This is a genomic window from Microbacterium aurantiacum, from assembly GCF_021654035.1.
GTDB lineage: Bacteria > Actinomycetota > Actinomycetes > Actinomycetales > Microbacteriaceae > Microbacterium > Microbacterium aurantiacum.
In genome coordinates, this window is record NZ_JAJPDW010000001.1 from 833,194 (window position 1) to 853,725 (window position 20,532).

At 74.2% G+C, this 20,532-nt stretch carries 19 protein-coding genes; 10 read left to right on the top strand and 9 right to left on the bottom strand.

Features of this window, described 5'->3' with window-relative positions; all coding sequences use genetic code 11:
* Nucleotides 1-7: 7 nt before the first annotated feature.
* Nucleotides 8-1,960 (top strand): helicase HerA-like domain-containing protein, encoded by a 1,953-nt coding sequence (locus LTL01_RS04005; protein ID WP_236967491.1) that lies wholly within the window; start codon nt 8-10, stop codon nt 1,958-1,960.
* Nucleotides 1,961-1,976: 16 nt separating this feature from the next.
* Here the strand turns inward: LTL01_RS04005 and LTL01_RS04010 are convergent, their stop codons facing one another.
* Nucleotides 1,977-2,273, bottom strand: a complete 297-nt coding sequence (locus LTL01_RS04010) for a helix-turn-helix domain-containing protein (protein WP_236967492.1) — start codon at nt 2,271-2,273, stop codon at nt 1,977-1,979.
* Nucleotides 2,274-2,430: 157 nt separating this feature from the next.
* Between LTL01_RS04010 and LTL01_RS04015 the strand changes: the two genes are divergently transcribed.
* Genes LTL01_RS04015 through LTL01_RS04030 form a run of 4 tightly spaced genes read left to right on the top strand, consistent with a single transcriptional unit; the run spans nt 2,431 to nt 8,591 of the window.
* Complete coding sequence (locus tag LTL01_RS04015; protein WP_236967493.1) at nt 2,431-4,758, top strand: FdhF/YdeP family oxidoreductase; 2,328 nt, start codon at nt 2,431-2,433, stop codon at nt 4,756-4,758.
* Nucleotides 4,759-4,762: 4 nt separating this feature from the next.
* A complete protein-coding gene (locus tag LTL01_RS04020; protein WP_236967494.1) occupies nt 4,763-7,636 on the top strand; it encodes a DEAD/DEAH box helicase family protein in 2,874 nt (957 codons plus the stop codon).
* Between the two features lie 47 nt (nt 7,637-7,683).
* Complete coding sequence (locus LTL01_RS04025; RefSeq protein ID WP_236967495.1) at nt 7,684-8,163, top strand: MogA/MoaB family molybdenum cofactor biosynthesis protein; 480 nt, start codon at nt 7,684-7,686, stop codon at nt 8,161-8,163.
* Complete coding sequence (locus LTL01_RS04030; protein WP_236967496.1) at nt 8,163-8,591, top strand: molybdenum cofactor biosynthesis protein MoaE; 429 nt, start codon at nt 8,163-8,165, stop codon at nt 8,589-8,591. The genes LTL01_RS04025 and LTL01_RS04030 overlap by 1 nt, the downstream gene beginning before the upstream one ends.
* Nucleotides 8,592-8,607: 16 nt before the next feature.
* On the opposite strand, the gene LTL01_RS04035 is transcribed toward LTL01_RS04030, so the two are convergent.
* The 6 genes from LTL01_RS04035 to LTL01_RS04060 are packed head-to-tail and all read right to left on the bottom strand — an operon-like array spanning nt 8,608 to nt 12,631.
* Nucleotides 8,608-8,841 carry a MoaD/ThiS family protein gene (locus LTL01_RS04035; RefSeq protein ID WP_236967497.1) on the bottom strand — a complete coding sequence of 78 codons (234 nt, stop codon included), beginning with the start codon at nt 8,839-8,841 and terminating at the stop codon, nt 8,608-8,610.
* On the bottom strand, nt 8,838-9,122 hold the full coding sequence (locus tag LTL01_RS04040; RefSeq protein WP_236967498.1) for a DUF6457 domain-containing protein: 285 nt from the start codon (nt 9,120-9,122) through the stop codon (nt 8,838-8,840). Before LTL01_RS04040 ends, LTL01_RS04035 begins: the two co-directional genes overlap by 4 nt.
* Nucleotides 9,119-9,769 (bottom strand): molybdenum cofactor guanylyltransferase, encoded by a 651-nt coding sequence (gene mobA / locus LTL01_RS04045; protein WP_236967499.1) that lies wholly within the window; start codon nt 9,767-9,769, stop codon nt 9,119-9,121. The genes LTL01_RS04040 and mobA overlap by 4 nt, the downstream gene beginning before the upstream one ends.
* Nucleotides 9,766-10,242: a cyclic pyranopterin monophosphate synthase MoaC gene (gene moaC / locus LTL01_RS04050; RefSeq protein WP_236967500.1), complete on the bottom strand. Its 477-nt coding sequence runs from the start codon at nt 10,240-10,242 to the stop codon at nt 9,766-9,768. The genes mobA and moaC overlap by 4 nt, the downstream gene beginning before the upstream one ends.
* Nucleotides 10,239-11,471 carry a molybdopterin molybdotransferase MoeA gene (locus LTL01_RS04055; protein WP_236967501.1) on the bottom strand — a complete coding sequence of 411 codons (1,233 nt, stop codon included), beginning with the start codon at nt 11,469-11,471 and terminating at the stop codon, nt 10,239-10,241. Before LTL01_RS04055 ends, moaC begins: the two co-directional genes overlap by 4 nt.
* On the bottom strand, nt 11,468-12,631 hold the full coding sequence (locus LTL01_RS04060) for a HesA/MoeB/ThiF family protein (protein WP_236967502.1): 1,164 nt from the start codon (nt 12,629-12,631) through the stop codon (nt 11,468-11,470). The genes LTL01_RS04055 and LTL01_RS04060 overlap by 4 nt, the downstream gene beginning before the upstream one ends.
* A gap of 99 nt (nt 12,632-12,730) precedes the next feature.
* On the opposite strand from LTL01_RS04060, the gene LTL01_RS04065 reads away from it, so the two are divergent.
* Genes LTL01_RS04065 through LTL01_RS04085 form a run of 5 tightly spaced genes read left to right on the top strand, consistent with a single transcriptional unit; the run spans nt 12,731 to nt 17,109 of the window.
* Nucleotides 12,731-13,123: a TOBE domain-containing protein gene (locus LTL01_RS04065; RefSeq protein WP_236967503.1), complete on the top strand. Its 393-nt coding sequence runs from the start codon at nt 12,731-12,733 to the stop codon at nt 13,121-13,123.
* 1 nt (nt 13,124) lies between these two features.
* Nucleotides 13,125-13,928, top strand: a complete 804-nt coding sequence (gene modA, locus LTL01_RS04070) for a molybdate ABC transporter substrate-binding protein (protein WP_236967504.1) — start codon at nt 13,125-13,127, stop codon at nt 13,926-13,928.
* Nucleotides 13,925-14,755, top strand: a complete 831-nt coding sequence (locus LTL01_RS04075; protein ID WP_236967505.1) for an ABC transporter permease — start codon at nt 13,925-13,927, stop codon at nt 14,753-14,755. The genes modA and LTL01_RS04075 overlap by 4 nt, the downstream gene beginning before the upstream one ends.
* Nucleotides 14,752-15,537: a sulfate/molybdate ABC transporter ATP-binding protein gene (locus tag LTL01_RS04080; protein WP_053548072.1), complete on the top strand. Its 786-nt coding sequence runs from the start codon at nt 14,752-14,754 to the stop codon at nt 15,535-15,537. Before LTL01_RS04075 ends, LTL01_RS04080 begins: the two co-directional genes overlap by 4 nt.
* Nucleotides 15,538-15,546: 9 nt before the next feature.
* Nucleotides 15,547-17,109 (top strand): SDR family oxidoreductase, encoded by a 1,563-nt coding sequence (locus LTL01_RS04085; protein ID WP_236967506.1) that lies wholly within the window; start codon nt 15,547-15,549, stop codon nt 17,107-17,109.
* Here LTL01_RS04085 and cydC read toward each other — a convergent pair.
* Both cydC and cydD read right to left on the bottom strand, forming a co-directional pair.
* Nucleotides 17,099-18,796 (bottom strand): thiol reductant ABC exporter subunit CydC, encoded by a 1,698-nt coding sequence (cydC, locus tag LTL01_RS04090; protein ID WP_053548071.1) that lies wholly within the window; start codon nt 18,794-18,796, stop codon nt 17,099-17,101. The genes LTL01_RS04085 and cydC overlap by 11 nt on opposite strands.
* The gene (cydD, locus tag LTL01_RS04095; RefSeq protein WP_236967507.1) at nt 18,793-20,514 is read right to left on the bottom strand and encodes a thiol reductant ABC exporter subunit CydD; all 1,722 of its coding nucleotides are present in this window, start codon (nt 20,512-20,514) and stop codon (nt 18,793-18,795) included. The genes cydC and cydD overlap by 4 nt, the downstream gene beginning before the upstream one ends.
* Nucleotides 20,515-20,532 lie beyond the last annotated feature (18 nt).

The window sequence follows — 20,532 nt, forward strand, 5'->3', positions numbered from 1 at the left end:
GAGCGCCATGACCGCGCCCGACTCGTCTGACGCCGCCCTCGCCGAGGCCGAACTCGCGCGGCTCCGGGCCGAGGCGGAGGCCGCGGAGGCGGCGGCGAAGGCGGCTGCGGCGAAGGCCGCCCTGGCGGCCGCGGAGGTCGAGGCGGCACGGGCGCGAGCGGGCGTGGCGTCGGCGGGACAGGTCGCGCCGCCTGCGCCGGCGACGCCCGACGAGCCTGCCGCGCCCGAAGAGCCTGCCGCGCCTGCCGCACCCGCCGAGGCCAGTGCCCCCGCCCGTGACGACGCGGGTCCCCTCCCCAGTGACGACGCCGGTCCCCTCACGAGCGACGAGGTCGCCGCGATCGTCCGCGGGTACGCCTTCGAGGGTCCGGCGATCGCCGTCGGCGCCCTCGTGAACGGCGATCCCGTGCCCGAGGCGCAGGTGCGCATCCCGCTGGCCATGATGAACCGGCACGGCCTGGTCGCGGGGGCGACCGGCACCGGCAAGACCCGCACGCTGCAGGGCCTGGCCGAGCAGCTCGCCGCCCACGGCGTGCCGGTCTTCGCCGCCGACATCAAGGGCGACCTTTCCGGGGTCGCGACCCCGGGCGAGGCGAGCGAGAAGCTCCTCGCCCGCACGCGCGGTATCGGCCAGGACTGGCAGCCTGCGGCATCCGCCACGGAGTACTTCGCGCTCGGCGGCGTCGGGCACGGCATCCCGGTCCGCGCGACCGTGTCGGGGTTCGGGCCGCTCCTTCTGAGCAAGGTCCTGGGGCTCAACGCCACGCAGGAATCCAGCCTCGGCCTCGTCTTCCACTACGCCGACCGCGAGGGGCTCGCGCTCGTCGACCTCTCCGACCTCCGGGCGGTGCTCACCTTCCTCACCGGCGACGAGGGCAAGGGTGAACTGAAGGCCCTCGGCGGGCTCTCGGCCGCGACAGCGGGGGTCATCCTCCGCCAGCTCATCACGTTCGCCGACCAGGGGGCGGATGTCTTCTTCGGCGAGCCCGAGCTGGACGTGCGCGAGTTCCTGCGCACCGCCGCGGACGGTCGCGGCATCATCAGCCTGCTCGAGGTGCCCGGCGTCATGGACAAGCCGGCGCTCTTCTCGACGTTCCTGATGTACCTCCTCGCCGAGCTGTTCGAGGTGCTGCCCGAGGTCGGCGACATCGACAAGCCGAAGCTGGTGTTCTTCTTCGACGAGGCGCACCTGCTCTTCCGCGACGCGTCGAAGGACTTCCTCGCCGCGATCGTCCAGACCGTGCGCCTGATCCGCTCGAAGGGCGTCGGGGTGTTCTTCGTCACGCAGACGCCGAAGGACGTCCCCGCCGACGTCCTGGCGCAGCTCGGTTCGCGCGTGCAGCACGCGCTGCGCGCCTTCACCCCGGACGACGCCAAGGCGCTGCGCGCGACCGTCGGCACCTACCCCACGTCGGGCTACGACCTCGAGCGGGTGCTGCAGGAGCTGGGCACCGGCGAGGCGATCGTCACCGTCATGAACGAGAAGGGCGCGCCGTCGCCGGTCGCCTGGACGAGGCTGCAGGCCCCGCGGGGCTCGATGTCGCCGACGCCGGAGCCGCAGATCGTCGCGGCCGTCGCCGCATCCCCGCTCCTGCCCACCTACGGAACGGCGGTGGACCGCGAGTCCGCGCGGGAGATCCTGACCGCGAAGATGCGGGCCGCCGACGCCCGCGCCGCCGCCGACGAAGCCGCGCGCGAGCAGGCGAAGACGGACGCGGAAATCGCCCGTCAGCGCGCGGCGATCGAGAAGGCGGAGGCGGCCGAGCGCAAGAAGGCGGAGGATGCCGAGAAGAAGGCGCAGCGCGAGTACGAGCGTCTGCTGAAGAAGACCGCCGGGACCTCGCGGACCCGACGGACGTCGCGGTCGTCCTCGCCGCTCGAGGAGATCCTCGGGTCTCCGGCGACGGGGAAGATCCTCGACGGCGTCATCCGCGGGGTCTTCGGCATCGGTCGCCGCTGAGCCCTCGCCGCTCTGGTCAGACGTCCTCCGTCAGGGGGCGGGGGAGCACGCGGAGGCGACTCTCGTCCATCGCATCGGCGAGATCCAGGGCGCGTGGGCCGAGGACGAACCCCGACACGTCGTCGAGACGCATCAGGTAGCCGTCGCGGGCGAGGGCGTTGACCACGCGGTACACCGTGGCGCGGGCGGCTCGCACGTGCCGGGCGATCTCCGCCGCGCTGAGACCGCCGCCGCTGCGGGCGACCTGCTCAAGGATGTCCAGCGCCAACCCGAGTCCTCGCTCGGGGAGACGTTCGACGGCTGCTGCGCTCATCGCGTCCTCCAATTGCGCGCCGTCGGGGGCCGGCGCGAACACGCGTGACGTTACCGGTACCGGATTGCCCCGGGCCTTCTCCTGTGTTTCGAATCTGTGACGACGCGTGAGACGCGCCCGCACGCAAGGTCGCGACCCGGGCGGCTAGCCTGGGGCGATGGCGACGAAGGCACCGCGGGAGAACATCGACGAGTCCGACCTGTCCGTCCGCGCCCCCAAGACGGTTGCCGTGGGAGTCCCCGCCGTCGTCCACGCGCTGCAGATCGCGCAGCAGCAGATGGGTGTTGCGCGGACGGCGCAGACGCTCCTGCGCGTGAACCAGAAGGACGGGTTCGACTGCCCCGGGTGCGCGTGGCCGGAGGAGGACAAGCGGCACGTCGCCGAGTTCTGCGAGAACGGCGCCAAGGCCGTCGCCGAGGAGGCGACGCTGCGCCGCGTCGGTCCGGACTTCTTCGCCCGGCACAGCATCGCCGACCTCGCCGCCCACGACGACTGGTGGCTCGGGCAGCAGGGACGCCTCACCCACCCGGTGATCCTCGACGAGGGGGCCTCGCACTATCGTCCGATCGCCTGGGACGACGCGCTCCGGGAGATCGCCGGAGCGCTGTCCGCCCTCGACGATCCGGACGAGGCGGTGTTCTACACCTCGGGGCGCACGTCCAACGAGGCGGCGTTCCTCTATCAGCTGCTGGTGCGGGGGCTCGGGACGAACAACCTCCCCGACTGCTCGAACATGTGCCACGAATCCAGCGGCGCGGCCCTGTCCGAGACGATCGGGATCGGCAAGGGCACGGTGTCCATCGACGACATCCACGCCGCCGACCTGCTCATCGTCGCGGGGCAGAACCCGGGAACGAATCACCCCCGCATGCTCTCGGCCCTCGAGAAGGCGAAGCAGCGCGGAGCCCGGATCATCGCGGTCAACCCGCTGCCGGAGGCCGGGCTCCTTCGGTTCGAGAATCCGCAGACGCCCCGGGGCATCGCCTTCGGAGGCACCGCGCTCGCCGACGACTTCGTGCAGATCCGCCTCGGCGGCGACCAGGCGCTCTTCCAGGGCATCGGCAAGCATCTCCTCGAGCGGGCCGAGACGGATGCCGCGATCCTCGACGGCGCCTTCATCGAGACCTACACGAGCGGGTTCGCCGCCTACCGCGACGCGCTGTCGGCCCTCGCCTGGGACGACCTCGTCACCGCCACCGGGCTCACCGAGGACCGCATCCGCGCGCTCGGCGACGTCGTGGCCGGATCGTCGGCCACGATCGTCTGCTGGGCGATGGGACTCACCCAGCACAAGCACTCCGTGCCCACGCTCCGCGAGGTCGTGAACGTGCTGCTGCTCCGCGGCGACATCGGCCGACCGGGGGCGGGGGTGTGCCCCGTGCGCGGGCACTCCAACGTCCAGGGCGACCGCACCGTGGGGATCTACGAGAAGCCGTCGACGGCGTTCCTCGACGCCCTGGCGGCGGAGTTCTCCTTCGCGCCGCCGCGGGAACACGGGTTCGACACTGTCCAGGCGATCCGCGCCATGCGCGACGGCGCTGTGCGGGTGTTCTTCGGGATGGGCGGCAACTTCGTCTCGGCGACCCCCGACACCGCGGTCGTGGAAGCGGCCATGGCGCGGGTCGACCTCAGCGTGCAGGTGTCGACGAAGCTCAATCGCTCGCACGTCGTCACCGGTCGGCGGGCGATCATCCTCCCCACCCTCGGACGGACCGACCGCGATCGGCGGGGCGGAGCCGAGCAGCGCGTGACGGTGGAGGATTCGATGGGGGCCGTCCACGCCTCGCGCGGGCGCCTGGCACCGCCGGAGGAGGGACTGCTCAGCGAGGTGGCGATCGTGGCACGGCTGTGCGCCCTCCTCTTCGACGGCGCCACCGGCCCGCGCGCGGACTGGACCTCGCTCGAGGGTGATTACGCCGGCATCCGTCAGCACATCTCCCGTGTGGTGCCGGGCTTCGAAGACTACGAGCAGCGCATCGCGAAGGGCCGCACGTTCTTCCTGCCCAATCCGCCGCGCGACGAGCGCCGCTTCGACACCGTCGACGGGCGGGCGCGGTTCACCGTCAATCCGTTGGAGTACCCACGGATCCCGGAGGGTCGTCTGCTGCTGCAGACCCTCCGCTCGCACGATCAGTACAACACCACGATCTACGGCAAGGACGATCGTTACCGCGGTATCCACGGGGGCCGTCGCGTCGTCCTCGCCCACATCGACGACATCCGCGAGCAGGGCTTCGCCGACGGCGACCTGGTCGATCTCGTGTCGGAGTGGCAGGGGCCCGACGGGCTCCAGGAGCGGCGTGCTCCGTCGTTCCGCCTCGTCGCGTACGACACCCCGCGCCGGAACGCCGCGGCCTATTACCCGGAGACGAACGTGCTGGTGCCGCTGGACTCGGTCGCCGACGTCTCGGGCACCCCGACGTCGAAGTCGGTCGTGATCCGGCTCGAGCCGGCGCGCAGCCCGGCCGCGACCGGCGCGCGCTGAGCGGATGCCGGCGGCACGGGCGGCGCTCGCGGGGTGGACGTTCTCCGGGGAGCTCCGCCACTATCAAGCGGACGTCCTGGATCGGGTGTCGGTGCGGACGGAGGATCCGCTCCACATCGTCGCGCCGCCGGGGTCGGGGAAGACCCTCCTGGGTCTGCTCCTCGCGGTGGAGCGCGGCGCGCGCACCCTGGTCCTCGCCCCGACGCTCACGGTGCGGCGACAGTGGGCGGACGCCGCGACCGCGCTCAGTCCCGATCCCGCTCAGGTCTCCGAGGACCCCGACGTTCTCGCGGACCTGACGGCCCTGACCTACCAGGTCCTGAGCGTCCTCGACACGGCGAACCCGCTGGCCGGGCTCGCCCGCACCCGCTGGTGCGAGGAGCTCGAGGCCGAGGGGCGGTCGGTGGAGGCAGCCGCGGCCTGGGTGGCCGACCTCGCCCGGACCAACCCGGATGCCTACCGCTCGGGCATCGCGCGGCGTTCCCGGCGTCTGCGCCGACGCCTCGCCCGCGAGGACGCCGATTTCCTCGTCGCCGCCCTCCATCCCCGGGCGCGCGATCTGCTGGACCGCCTCGTCGCGCACGGGATCGACACGATCGTCCTCGACGAGTGCCATCACCTGCTCGACCACTGGGCGCTCGTGGTCGCCGCCCTCGTCGCCCGCCTGCGCGACGCCGGCCGGCGGCCGCTGGTCATCGGGCTGACGGCGACCCTGCCGTCGCCCGACGACGCCGACGAGTACGACAACTACACCTCGCTCCTCGGCGACGTCGATTACGAGGTGCCCGTGCCCGCGGTCGTCCGCGAGGGCAACCTCGCCCCCTTCCGCGACCTCGTCCGGTTCGTCGAACCCACCGAACAGGAGCTGGCGTTCCTGGGCTCCCACGCCGAGGGACTCGACGTGCTCCTGCGGTCGACGTTCTCGCGGGATGCCGGCCTCGCGCACCTCGTGGACGCCCTGCAGCCCGCCGATGTCGACGGGGAGGCGGATGCCCGTCTGGCGGCCGCCTTCGGGGCGGACTTCGCCGGCGCGGAGGCCGCGGCCGCCATGCTCTGCACCGTCGCGCCACAGCATCCGCTGGTGGATCTGCTGCCGTACGCCGCGCGGCGACCGCCCACCACGGAGGAGGCGCTCCGGCTGCTCGGCCGCCACGCGGTGGAGCGGATCCTCCCCGACCCCGCCCGCTCCGAGCAGTGGGAGCGGATCCGTCGGGCGCTCGCGGACTTCGGCTACAGCCTCACCGATCGCGGCGTGCGACGCTCGCGCGATCCGATCGACACGCTGCTGGCCTCGTCGCTGGCGAAGGACCACGCGGTGTGCGACATCCTGCGGATCGAACGCGGGGAGATCGGCGACGACCGGCTTCGGGCGCTGGTGGTCGCCGATTTCGAACGCCACGGCAACCGTCACGGCGGGCTCGTCTCGGCCGCGGGCGCCCTGCGGACCTTCGACGTCGTGGCCGCAGACGTCGCCGTCCGCGGCCTGTATCCGGTGCTCGTCACCGGCTCCCGCACCCACATCGCCACGCGGGACGAGGACGTGCTCCTCCCCGCCCTCGAGAGCGCGCTCGGGGTGCCGGTGGCCGCGGCCCCCCTCGAGGGCGGCGTCGTGTCGCGCGTGCACGCACCGGGTGTCGGCGCGGCGGGGATGGTGCGCGCCGTCTCCGCGCTGCTTTCCGACGGCCCGGTCCGGGTCGTCGTCGGCACGCGGGGGCTGTTCGGCGAGGGGTGGGACTGCCCCGCGGTGAACACCCTCATCGACCTGTCCGCGGTGGCCACGGCATCCGCGGTGCAGCAGCTGCGCGGCCGGACCCTCCGGTGCGATCCGGCGTGGCCCGACAAAGTGGCGCACAACTGGACCGTCACCGCGGTCCTCCCCGCCGGCGTGCCCCTGCGCGCGGCACCGGATGTGGATCGGCTGCGGCGCAAGCACGCGCGGCTGTGGGGGCTCGACCGCGACGACCGGTCCCGCGTGGTGCGAGGACTCGCCGCCGCGGCGCCGGAGCGGCAGCGCACCCTGCTCACCGACCTCGTGGAGCACCGGCGGGACGTTCCGGTGTCCGCCCTCAACGCCGCGTCCGACCTGGGCGACCGTGCCGCCACGCGGGCGGAATGGCGTGTCGGCGAACCATACGTCGATCGCGAGGCGGCCGGCGCCCTCCTCGCCCGTCGGCCGGGGACGCCCGTGTTCCGCACTCGGCGACGGACCTCGCGCGTGCTCGGCGGGGCCATCGGCGGCATCGCGACGCTGGTCGCGGCGGGGATCGCGGCGGCCGCGACGGCCGGACCGCTCGCGGCGATCGTGGGCGCCATCGTCCTCGGCGGCGCGGGCCTGTGGGCGCTGCCGCCCCTCGTGTCGGCGTGGCGGGCGAGTCGCGGCGACGGTGTCGAGCTGTACACGCGGATCGCCGCGGTCGTCGGCGCGAGTCTGGAGGCCGCGGGCCGCACCCGGGGCGCGGTCGGCGCACCGTCGGTGGTCGAGGACCGCGGGTCCCCGGACCGCATCGACGTGTCGATCGGCTTCCCGGAGGCCACCCTCGCCGACCAGCGGCTCCTCGCCGAGGCGCTCGCGGAGCTGTTCGGCGCGGTCCGCACGCCCCGGTACGTGATGGAGGTCGGTCGCGGCGGGCGGACGTGGATCGTCCGACGTCTGCTGGGGGGTGCCGGCGCGGAGGAGGACGCCCGCTACCTGCCGGTGCCGGCGCTCATCGGTCGGCGCCGCGCGGATGCCGAGGCCTTCGCAGCCCTGTGGGACCGGCGGATCGGGCCGTCGGCGCTGCACGCCCTCGATCGCCCGGAGGCTCTCGCCCTCGCCGCGCGTGCCCGCCGTGCGTCGGCCGGCTCCGCGGATGCCGGGACGATCGATTCCTGGTCCTGATCGGCCCGCTCCGACCGGCGGTGACGGCGCAGCCCTAGGCTGAGGGGATGATCCGCGCAGCCGTCCTGACGGTGTCCGACCGATCCGCCGCCGGAACGCGCGAGGACCGCAGCGGGCCCGTCGCCGTCGCGGCGCTGCGGGACGCGGGCTTCTCCTGCGACGAGGCGCTGATCATCCCGGACGGCGCCGACAGCGTCGAGCGGGCGATCACCGCGCAGGTCCTCGCGGGCGTGCGCCTCATCGTCACGACGGGGGGCACCGGTCTCGGTCCGCGGGACGAGACCCCCGAGGGGACCTCCCGCGTCCTCACGCGCCCGATCCCCGGGATCGCGGAGGAGCTGCGGCGCATCGGCACCGCGCAGATGCCCACGGGCATGATCTCGCGTGCCGTCGCGGGAGTGGTCGATCCGCACGGCGCCCTCGTCGTGAACCTCCCGGGGTCGCCCGGCGGTGTCCGGGACGGCATGCCGGTCATCGTCTCGATCGCCGCCCACGTCATCGAGCAGGTCGCCGGCGGGGACCACTGATGGCCGTCGTCGTCCGCGCCGACATCAGCGACGCGCCCCTCGATCTCTCCGCACACCTGGACGCCGTGGCCGACCCGGCGATGGGCGCCGAGACGACCTTCGTCGGGCGGGTGCGCGATCACGACCCGGATGCCGCGCGGGAGGTCGCGGCGCTGGAGTACTCCGCGCACCCGGACGCCGCCGCCGCGCTCGAGCGGATCGCGACCGCGGCCGCGGGGGAGACCGAGGCCCGGGTCGCCGTGAGTCACCGGGTGGGGACGCTCGGAGTCGGGGACATCGCGGTCGTCATCGCAGTCGCGAGCCCCCACCGCGCGACCGCGTTCGAGGTCTGCCGCACCCTCATCGAGGCGATCAAGACCGACCTCCCGGTGTGGAAGAAGCAGGTCGAGGTCGACGGCACCGCGACCTGGCTCGGCCTCGGCGGCTGAACGTCACCCGCCCGCGTCACCCGCCCGCGAAGGGCGGCAGCACGTCGACGGTCTGCGCGCCGGTGAGCGGGGTGTCGTCGCCCACGCGCGCGCCGTCGACGAGCACCGCGCAGCGCGGCAGGATGCCGGCGAGCGCGGGGTGCGCGGCGGTGAGCTCGGCGCGCAGGGCGCCGATCGTGGCGACGTCGTAGTCCGCCGCGTCGGTGCCGACGGCCTCCTGCGCGGCGGCGAAGAACCGGACGCGGGTCACGGCGTCCCTCCCGCGGCGTCCTGCGCGTGCGCGCGGGCGAGTCCGGTGATCGCCGCGACGGCGGCGGCGATGTCGTCGGCGGATCCGCCGGCGCGCCCGGCGACGAGGCCGGCCACGAAGGCGCTGAGAGGGGCCGCGGGGCGGGCCACGTCGGGCGCGACGTCGCGGGCGAGGTCGAGTACCAGGGCGATCGGGACGTCGTCGGGGGCGAGCGCGAAGTGATCGCGGAGAACCGTCGCCCACGCGTCCAGCGCCTCGGGGGGAAGGGTGCGTTCGGTCATCGCGGCGCCTCCTCGGCGGTGGACGGGGACGGCGCGGAGGCGAACCGGCGCCGCGCCCGGTGAAGATCCTCCCACGTGTCCACGTCGTCGGTCACGTGCGCCGGGGCGCGGAGGACGGCGACGGCGAGATCGTCGAGGAGGGCGCGGACGGCGGCGTCGCGACCCCGATCGGGGAGAGCGGATGCCGCCTCCCGCAGCGCCCGGGTGCGGTAGACCCCGGTGAGCCACTGCGGTCGTCCCGATGCGTCGGCGAGGCACACGCCGTCGGTGTCGGCGGGGAAGAGGTCCAGATCGGCCACGAGCAGGCGCGCGGCCTCGTCCGCGTGCGGGAGGTCGCCGGCGAGGACGAGGGTCCACTCGGGCGCCTCCGCCGCGGCGGTCGCGGCGAGGGCGGCGACGATCGCGGCGGCGGGACCGCCGAAGGGAGGATCCTCGCGCACCCAGCGCACGGGAGTTCCCACCGCGTCGAGCGGGGACTCGGGGCCGACGACGGTGAGATCGGCGGCGCCGACGGCGACCGCGGCATCCGCCGCCCGAGCGAGGAGAGAGCGACCGCCGACGTCCAGCAGCGGTTTCTCGGCTCCGTCCAGGCGCGTGGCGCGGCCGCCGGCGAGAACGATGGCGCCGAGGCGCGGCCCGGCGCTCACGATTCCTCGGGTCGGACCCAGTCGCCGCTCTTCCCGCCGGTCTTCCGGGTGATGCGCACCGATTCGAGGGACGTGCCCTTGTCGAGCGCCTTCACCATGTCGATCACGGCGAGACCGGCGACGGTCACCGCGGTGAGGGCCTCCATCTCGACGCCCGTGCGATCGGCGGTGCGGACCGTGGCCTCGATCTCGACGCCGGCGTCCGTGATCACGAGGTCCACCGTTGCGCCGTGGACGCCGATTACGTGCGCGAGCGGGAGCAGCTCCGGCATGCGCTTGGCGGCCTGGATCCCCGAGATGCGGGCGACCGCGAGGACGTCGCCCTTGGGGACGGTGCCGTCCCGGAGCGCGGCGACGACCTCGGGGGCGCACCGCACGAGACCCCGTGCGGTGGCGGAGCGGACGGTGGGGACCTTCTCGGTGACATCGACCATGCGGGCGTGGCCGGCGGCATCCAGGTGGGTGAAACTCATGGGATCAGCATGACATCGACGAGATCGCCCGCCTCGACCGCGGCCACCTCGGCGGGCACGATCGCGTACGCCTCCGCGCGGGCGAGTCCGCCCGCCAGGTGCGACCCGCCGCTCGTGGCCGGGACCGCGCGCCACTGCGCCGGATCGGCGCGATCGATCCGGACCGGGAGGAACTGCGCGCGTCCCGGGGGCGTCCGCCACCCGCGCGCGGCGGGGAGGGTCACGACGGGGCGGGCGAGGTCGCTCCGTCCCTGCATCGCGAGGAGCGCCGGGCGGACGAAGGCCTCGAACGACACCGCGGCGCTGACGGGGTTCCCCGGAAGCCCGAACAGCAGCGTTCCGGCGGGGGAGACCCCGAACCCCTGCGGCTTGCCGGGCTGCATCCGCACCTTCGAGAAGGTCATCCACGCGCCGAGGGTCGACTTGACCACTTCGTAGGCGCCGGCGCTCACCCCGCCCGAGAAGATCACGAGGTCCGCGCCCGCGTCCTCGGCGCGCGCGATCGCCCCGAGCGGGCCGCCGACGGTGTCGTCGACGACCTCGCGGACGACGATCTCGGCGCCGGCCTCGCGCGCGAGCATCTCCAGCAGGATGCCGTTGGACTCGGGGATCTCGCCGCGGCGGAGCGGCGTCCCCGGCGCGACCAGCTCGGTGCCGGTGGACACCACCGCGACGCGCGGACGGCGGGAGACCGTCACCGCGGCCACCCCGGCCGCCGCGGCGGAGGCCAGGTGGAGCGGGCCGAGTGCGGTTCCGACGGCGAGGACCTCGGCTCCGGCGACGCAGTCCTCGCCCCGGCGACGCACGTGGACCCCCGGCGCGGGAGCGGCGACCACCAGCACCTCCCCGAGCGAATCGGCGAGCCCGCCGGCGGTGCTCTCGAACGGGACGATCGTGTCGGCGCCGCTCGGCATCGGCGCTCCGGTCATGATGCGGGCCGCCTCGCCCGGGCCGAGGGGAGGGTCCTCGCCCGATCCGGCGGGGATGTCGGCGACGACGCGCAGTCGGGCGGGGCGGTCGTCGCTCGCGCCGGCGACGTCCTCGCCGCGGACGGCGAAACCGTCCATCGCGGAGTTGTCGAAGACGGGGAGGTCGACGGCCGCGTGCACGGAGTTCCGGAGGGTGCGTCCGAGAGCCGCCGCGAGCGGCAGGACCTCGGAGGCGAGGAGGGGCGCCGCGGCGAGTACGGTCGCGCGGTGGGCGTCGAGGTCGATCAGGTCATCGGTCACGCGGAGGTCTCCTCGGCGATCGTGCTCGGCGCTGGCGAAGGGTCCGTCGCGTGCGGCCACGCCGAGAGCCCGCCGGTGAGTACCGCGGCATCGATGCCGCGGGAGCGGAGCACCTCGGCGGCGCGGCGGGCACGACCGCCCGCGTGGCAGATCACCACGACGGAGGATGCCGTCACCCGGGCCGGTTCGGCGAGCAGGTCGGCGAGCGGGATGGTCATGGACCCCGGGATCGTCCCGGTGGCGGTTTCGGCCGGCTCGCGGACGTCGAGGAGCAGCGCGCCCGCGCGGGAGGCCGACAGCGCCGCTTCCAGGTCGACGTCCGGCACCGGGGCCGGTGCGGGTGCCGGGGCGTGCGTCGGCGGGGGCGCCGGCGAGACGACCGGAACAGGCATCCGGCTCGGCCGCAGCGGCACCTCGGACGTGCGCCCGCGGAGCGCGTCCACCACCAGGACGCGGCCGAGGAGGGGCTCCCCGATCCCCGTGAGCAGCTTGACGGTCTCGGTGGCGAGGATGCCGCCGACCTGGATGCAGAGCGATCCGAGCACCCCCACCGCGGCGCACGTGGGGACATCGCCCTCGCTGCCCTCCGGGTAGAGGTCGGCGAGGCGGACGGCCGGGAGCGCGGCATCCGTCGGCGTCCAGAAGATCGTCACCTGGGCGTGGAACTCCTGCACCACGCCCCAGACGAGGGGGATGCCGAGGCTCTCGCAGGCGTCCGCGACCGCGCGACGCGTCGCGAAGGTGTCGCTGCCGTCGATCACGACGTCGGCGTCCGCGAGGAGCGCGGCGGCGTTGCCGGGTGCGATCCGCTCGGTCACGGCGTCGACGCGGGTGCCGGGGGAGAGATCGGCCGCCGCCCGGATCGCCGACGCCGTTTTCGGGCGGCCGGCGTCGCGGTGGCGGTGCAGCACCTGGCGCTGCAGGTTGGAGACCTCCACGACGTCGTCGTCGATGACGGTGAGGCGGCCGACACCGGCTGCGGCGAGGGCGAGGATCACGGGCGACCCCAGACCGCCCGCTCCGATCACCGCGACGTGGGCGGCGGCGAGGCGGCGCTGACCGATCTCGCCGAATCCCGCGAGGACCGCGTGGCGGGCGGTGCGGGAGGCCTCGGCGGGATCGAGGGCGTCCACGGGCGCGACCAGCGGGGGAAGGGGCACCCCCTCAGGCTACGACGCGAGCACCGGTCGGATGCCGGGATCCGCAGGTGCGGAGAATTCACCGCCTCTCCACCGCATCCACGGTGATATCGTGACGCGATGACCGCCTACAAGATCGCGGACGCCGCGCGTCTCCTGGGCGTGAGCGACGACACCGTGCGGCGGTGGGTGGATGCCGGAACCCTCCCGACGACCGGCGCGAGCCCCGCGGAGATTCCCGGGGCGGCCCTCGCCGAGCGCGCGGTCGCCCTCGCGGCGCGGCCGGACGACCCGACCGACGTCCTCTCCAGCGCGCGCAACCGCTTCACGGGGCTCGTGACCCGCATCGTGCGGGACACGGTGATGGCGCAGGTCGACATCCAGTCCGGCCCGCACCGCGTGGTGTCGCTGATGTCCGCCGAGGCGGTGGATGCCCTCGGCCTCGAAGTCGGGTCGCTCGCCGTGGCCGTCGTCAAGGCCACCACCGTCATCGTCGAGACCCCGAAGGACTGACGTGCCGCGCTCCCGCTCGCTTCCTCTCCTTTCCGCGCTTGCCGCGTGCGTGCTTCTGCTCGGCGGGTGCGCCTCGTCTCCGACGGAGGATCCGCAGGCGGGGGAGACGCCCGGCGGCGGTGCCGACGCGCTGACCGGAGAGGTCACGATCTTCGCCGCGGCGTCCCTCGCCGTCGCCTTCGATGAGATCGCCGCACAGTTCGAGCAGGCCTACCCGGGCGTGGACGTCCGCCCGATCTCCTACGACGGATCGAGCACGCTCGCCACCCAGATCGTCGAGGGCGCACCCGCCGACGTCTTCGCCTCGGCCGATGAGGAGACCATGGCGAGCGTCGTCGAGGCGGGCCTCGCCGCGGAACCGGCGCTGTTCGCCGCCAACACCCTCGTCATCGCGGTGCCGGCGGGGAACCCCGCACAGATCACGGGTCTCGCCGATCTCTCCGATCCCGCGGCGCGCGTCGTGCTCTGCGCGCCCGAGGTGCCGTGCGGTGCGGCGTCGCAGATCCTGCTCGCCGATCGGGGCGTCCGCGTCATCCCGGCCAGCTCCGAGCAGAACGTCACCGCGGTGCTGACGAAGGTCGCGGCGGGCGAGGCCGACGCCGGACTCGTCTACGCCACCGACGTCGCCGGGCGCGACGATGTCGAGGTGATCATCCCGGAGGGTGCCGCGGATGTCGTCAACCGCTACCCGATCGTCGCGCTCGAGGACGCCGCCGATCCCGAGGTCGCCGCGGCGTTCGTGGCCTTCGTCCTCGGCGAGGGCGGCCGGTCGGTCCTCGCCGAGGACGGGTTCGGATCGCCGTGAGCCGACGTCGGCCCGGATCCCGACAGGCTGCGGGCTTCGTCCCGCGCATCCTCGTCCTCCCCGCTGTCGTGGCGCTCGCGCTCCTCCTCGTCCCGCTCGTCGCGCTCGTCGCCCGGGTGCAGTGGTCGTCGCTCGTCGCCGACGTCACCTCCCCGCAGGCGCTGTCCGCACTGGGGCTGTCGCTCTCGACCGGGATCGTCGCCACCGGGGTGTGCACGATCCTCGGCATCCCGCTCGCGATCGTGATCGCGCGGAGCTCCGCACGCACCGCGGGACTCCTCCGCGCGCTCGTCACGGTGCCGCTCGTCCTGCCCCCGATGGTGGGCGGCGTTGCGCTCCTGTACCTGTTCGGCAGAACGGGGTGGCTCGGCGGCGTTCTCGCCGACCTCGGCATCCGCCTGCCGTTCTCCACGCCCGCGGTGGTGATCGCGCAGACCTTCGTCGCGCTGCCCTTCCTCGTCCTCGCCGTCGAGGGATCCCTCCGCGCGACCGGGGTCGGCTACGAGCAGGCTGCCGCCGGACTCGGCGCCGGCCGCTGGACGATCCTCCGGCGCATCACCCTTCCCCTCGCCGCTCCCGGGATCGTGGCAGGTGTCGTCCTCTGCTTCGCACGGGCCATCGGCGAGTTCGGGGCCACCGCCCTGTTCGCCGGAAACGCACCGGGCGTCACCCAGACCATGCCGCTGGCGATCTACACCGCTTTCAACGGGGCGGGCGTCACACAGGGGACGGCGATCGCCCTGTCGCTGCTGCTGCTGTTCACCGCGGTCGGGGTGCTCCTCCTCGTGCGGGCCTGGCGTCCGACCGGACAGGGGGTGCCGTCATGACGGCGGCGGCGCTGGACGCGCACGTCGTCGTCGCGCGGAGTCGATTCACCGTGGACGTGGAACTCGAGGTGCCCGCGGGCGGCACCCTGGCCGTCATGGGTCCGAGCGGGGCCGGCAAGTCCACGCTCCTCCAGGCCCTCGCCGGACTCGTCCGACTGGACGCCGGAGCGATCCGGCTCGGCGGCGACCTCCTCGCCGGCGGGCCGTCGGGGGTGCACCGCGATCCCGCCGCGCGCGGGATCTCCCTTCTCGGGCAGGATCCCCGCCTCTTCCCGCACCTGAGCGTGCGGGAGAACATCGCCTTCGGTCCGCGGGCCCGCGGGGTGGCCGCTCGCGCGGCCCGCGCGGACGCCGAGGTCTGGCTCGAGCGCGTGGGGCTCGCGGGCACCGGCGAGCTCGCCCCCGACGCCCTGTCGAGCGGACAGCAGCAGCGGGTCGCGCTCGCGCGGGCGCTCGCCGTCGAACCGCGACTGCTGCTCCTCGACGAGCCGCTCACCTCTCTGGACGTCGCGACCGCCGCCGAGATCCGCGTGCTCCTGCGGGCACAGCTCGCCACGACCGGGGTGACCTCGGTCGTCGTCTCGCACGATGCGGCGGACGCGGTCGGGATCGCCGAGCGTCTCGTGATCGTCGAGGACGGTGCCCTCGTGCAGGAGGGCGCCGTCGCCGAGGTGCTCGCCGCCCCGCGCTCCCGCTTCGCGGCCGCGGTCGCCGCGGCGCACCGGTTCGACGGCGAGGCGGATTCGGGTCAAACGGGTCCGCAGGACCGACCGCGCGCGTAGCCTTCCGTCATGGATGATCTCTCCACACCGACCGGACGAGAAGCGGCCCTGGTGGCCGTCCCCGCCGAGGACGGCACGCCCCCGCGTGTCCTCGTGCTCGGCGCCACCGGCTACATCGGCGGTCGTCTCGTCCCCCGCCTCCTCGCCGCGGGCTACCGCGTGCGGGTCCTCGCGCGCGACACATCGCGGCTCGGCGCGTTCACGTGGGGAGCCGACGTCGAGTCCGTGCAGGGCGACGCCACCGATGCCGAGGCGATGGCGGAGGCGACCGCGGACGTCGACGTCCTCTACTACCTCGTGCACTCGATGTCCGCGGGCGCGGCGTTCGAGGACGCCGACCGCCGTGCCGCGCGCACCGTCGCCGACGCGGCGGCGGGCGCCGGAGTGTCGCGCATCGTCTATCTCGGCGGTCTCCACCCCGAGGACGCGCCCCTGTCGGCGCACCTGCGCTCGCGCGTGGAGGTCGGGGAGGTCTTCCTCGCCTCGGGCGTGCCGACCCTCGTCCTGCAGGCGGGCGTCGTCATCGGGTCGGGCTCGGCATCCTTCGAGATGGTCCGCCATCTCACCGAGGTGCTGCCCTACATGCCGGCCCCGCGCTGGGTCCGCAACCACATTCAGCCGATCGCGGTCCGCGACGTCCTGCACTACTTGCTCGGAGCGGCGAAGATCGCTCCCGACGTGAACCGCGCCGTCGACATCGGCGGGCCCGACGTCCTCCGCTACGGCCAGATGATGAACGGCTACGCCGTCGTGGCGGGTCTGCCGCAGCGCGCGATCGCGGCGCTTCCCGTCCTCACGCCGCGGCTCGCCTCGCACTGGGTGAACCTCGTCACGCCCATTCCCCGCTCGATCGCGCGGCCGCTCGTGGAGTCGCTGCAGAACGAATGCGTGATGAAGGACCACGACATCGACGACCTGATCCCGCCGCCCGAGGACGGTCTCACCAGCTATCGGCACGCCGTCCGCCTCGCGCTCGGCCGCGAGCAGGAGGACCGCGTGGAGACGAGCTGGTTGGATGCCGAAGTGCTCGGCGTCCCGAGCGATCCGCTGCCGAGCGACCCCGACTGGGCCGGGCGCACCGTGTTCGTCGACGCCCGATCGGCGCACACCTCGGCGCCGCAGGCGGCCCTCTGGCGCGTCATCGAGGGGATCGGCGGCGCCAACGGGTGGTACTCCTCACCCATCCTGTGGGCGATCCGCGGCTGGATGGACCGTCTCGTCGGCGGCATCGGTCTGGCGCGCGGTCGCCGCAGCCGCGAGCGTCTCCAGGTCGGCGACGCGCTGGACTTCTGGCGCGTGGAGGCCCTCGAGCCGGGTTCATTCCTGCGGCTCCGGGCCGAGATGAAAGTGCCGGGGCTCGCGTGGCTCGAGCTCCGCGCCGTGGCGGAGGAGAACGGCTCCCGCTACGAGCAGCGCGCGGTGTTCTTCCCGCTGGGGCTTGCCGGCCGCCTCTACTGGCTGGCGGTGCTGCCTTTCCACGGCTTCATCTTCTCGGGGATGGCGAGTCGCATCGCCGCCACCGCCGAGATGGATGTCGAGGCGTCGGCGCAGCCGGTGACCGTCACGCGCTGACGAGCGTGCCCGCACGCACGTGCACGGTGCGGTCGATGAGGCCCTCCGGTACGGTCACGTGGGAGATGAGCACCACCGCCTGATCATCGCCGACCGCCTCCAGTAGATCGCGGAGCAGCGCGTCGGAGGCCGCGGGATCCACTCCCGCGGTCGGTTCGTCGAGGACCAGGACGGGGAACCCGCGGAGCAGCGCCCGCGCAAGGGCGAGCCGCTGCGCTTGTCCGCCCGAGACGAGGGCACCGCGCTCGCCGACACGCGCATCCAGGCCGCCGCGCTCGCGGAGCCAGGGTCCGAGACCGACGCGTTCGAGGGCGGCCTCGAGATCGGCATCCGTGGCGGTGTCGCGCGCGAACAGGAGATTCTGCCGAATGTCCTCGTCGAAGAGCATCGGGCTCTGTTCGCACAGGCCCACGGTGCGACGGACATCGTCCGTGGCCAGCGTCTCGACCGGGACACCCCCGATCGTGTACTCGCCGGTGACGTCGAGGAAGCGCACGAGTGCGTGGGCGAGCGTCGACTTCCCCGCGCCGCTGGAGCCCACGACGAGAAGGCGTTCGCCCGGCGCGACGTGCAGGTCGACGTCGTGCAGGGCGGGCGCGGAGGCGCCCGGCCAGCGGGCGGAGACACCGCGCAGGCGGATGCCGTCGCCGAGCGCGGGACCGAGTCCGGTGGGTTCCGGGTCCTCGGCGACGAGTCCCGACGGGATGTCTGCGGGGACCGCTTCCGCGACACGCTCGGCGCTCGCGCGCACCTGACGCCACGCCGCGGCCGCGAGCGGGACCGCGGCGAACACCTCGAAGACGGCCATCGGGACGAGGATCACCACGGCCAGGGCCGGGGCTGAGACGGTGCCGGCGGCGACGGGCCCGGCGGTCACGAGGACCGCGGCGAGGCTGGCGGCACCGGCGAGGAGCGACACCATCGCCGCGGTGCCGGCCTGCGCGCTCGCGCGGCGGAGGATCGCGCGACGGAGCGCCCGGTCCGCGCGGGCGATGCGGTCGCGCCCGGCCGCTTCCGCACCGTAGGCCGAGAGGACGTCGAGGCTTCCGAGCTGGTCGAGGACGGCATCCGACAGCTCTGCGCGCAACGGCGCGATCGCGCGCTCCGCCCGCGCGCCGGAGGCCCATCCCCAGGCGGTGGCGGCGAACCCGGCGGCGAGGAGGCAGGCCAGCAGCGTGAGGCCCGCGGGCCACCACACGATGCTCACGAGGATCACCGCGCCGAGGGCGACGGTGGCGGAGGCGGCGAGCGGCTGGATGACGCGCAAGGGGAGGTTCTGGAGCTCGTCGACGTCGTCGACGAGCGCCCCGAGCATCGACCCGCGACGCGAGCGGGTCAGGCCGTCGGGGGCGAGCGGCACGAGGCGTCGGATGAGCGCGGAGCGGGTCGCTGCGAGCTGCCGGAGCGCGGCGTCGTGGCCGGTGAGGCGCTCGAGGTAGCGGAAGACCGCGCGCGAGATCGCGAAGAAGCGGACGCCCACGACAGCGGCGGTGAGGAAGAGCACCGGGGGCTGCTCGCTGGCCCGGACGATCAGCCAGGCGCTCACGGCGAGGAGCGCCACCGCCGAAGCCTCGGAGGCGAACCCGGAGGCGAGGGCGGGCACCAGGCGCGGGGCGGGCGGGACGGCGCCGCGGAGGACACCGGCGGGGGTGTTCGTCGGCGCGGCGATGCGGGAGCGCGCGGTCATGCGGTCACCTCTCGCGCGCCGGCGGCGGTAGCGGTGGCGTCGTCGTCGGCGTGCAGGCGGACGACCTGGTCGGCGATCGCGTGGGCGCTGGTGCGGTGGGAGATGAGCAGAACGCACGCGCCGTCATCGGCGAGCGCGCGGACGGCGGACCAGAGGCGCGCCTCCGTCTCGGCATCCAGCGCCGCGCTCGGTTCATCCAGTGCCAGCACGCGTGCGCGCCCGCGGAGGAGCCGGTACACGGCCCGGGCGACGGCGACGCGCTGCGCTTGGCCGCCGGAGAGTCCCGCCCCCTGCACCCCCAGCATCCGCTCGGGGGAGATGTCCTCGGCGCACGCGAGCGCGAGGGCCCGTGCGACGGTGGTGGTGTCGGGATCGTCGTCGCCGAGCGCGACGTTCTCGGCGACGGTGCCGCCGATGAGTCCGGGCTGCTGACCGGCCCACGCGAGCCACCGGGCGGGGGCGAGGGCGCGGAGGTCGGTGTCACCGAGACGCGCGGACCCGTCGAAGACGACCGCTCCGCGCAGGGCCGCGAACACGCTGGACTTGCCGACGCCGCTCGGCCCCGCCAGCACCGTCACGGTGCGGGGGGTGGCGCGCAGGCTCACCGGGGGCAGCACGCGCTCGCCGTAGTGGACGGCGACGTCGTCGAGCACCAGGTCGCCCACGGATGCGGTCTCCGTCGGGCCGCCCGTCGCGGCGCCCTCCGTCAGGTCGGCGGGAAGCGCGCGGGCGGCGTCGAGCACGGCGAAGACGTCGTCGGTCGCGGCGACGCCCTCGGCGGCGGCGTGGAACTGCACGCCGACCTGGCGCACGGGGAGGTAGGCCTCGGGGGCGAGGAGGAGCACGAAGAGTCCGACCGACAACAGGAGCGAGCCGTCGATGAGGCGGAAGCCGATCGTGACGGCGATGACGGCGACCGAGAGGGAGGCGAGGAATTCCAGGGCGAAGCCCGAGAGGAACGACACGCGCAGCACCCGCATCGTCTCGCGCCGGTAGTCCTCGGTGACCCGCTCGATGGAGGATGCCGCGCGGTGCTGACGTCCGAACACCTTCAGCGTCGACAGCCCCTGCACGGTATCGGAGAAGCGGGCGGCGAGACGGCCGAGGGTCGCCCACTGCTTCCGCTGGACGCTGCGCGTCGCGAGTCCGATCAGCACCATGAAGAGCGGGATCAGAGGCAGGGTGAGGATGACGGTGAGGCCCGAGATCCAGTCTTGCCACCACATCACCGCGATGATGAGCGGCGTCGCCACGGCGGTCTGCACGAGCTGGGGCAGGTAGCGCCCGAAGTACGCCTCGAGCGCGTCGAGGCCGCGCCCGGCGGTCACCGCGAGCGCCGCCGAGTTGCGGCCCGCGAGCCACCCCGGACCGAGCCGGCCGACGGCGGCGAGGAGGCCCTCGCGCAGCTGGGACTGCACGCGCGCGGCGGCGTGGGCCGCGACCCGCTCGCGGACGGCGAGAAGCGTCGCGCGGACGGCGATCACCGCGGCGAGGAGCGCGAGGGTCTGCGTGAGGTCTGCGACGGGGACGCCGTCGATGACGCCGACGACCGCGCGCGAGAGGAGCCACGCGAACGCCACGATGACCGCGGTCTGGGCGAGCGACAGGACGCCGAGGGCGACGAAGAAGCCCCGCGAGGCGGTCGCGTAACGCAGGAGCCGCGGATCCACGGGCGGCCCTCCCGCGCGGGTGGGGCCCTCGGCATCCGATTCGTTCATACCGCTGTCGACACTAGC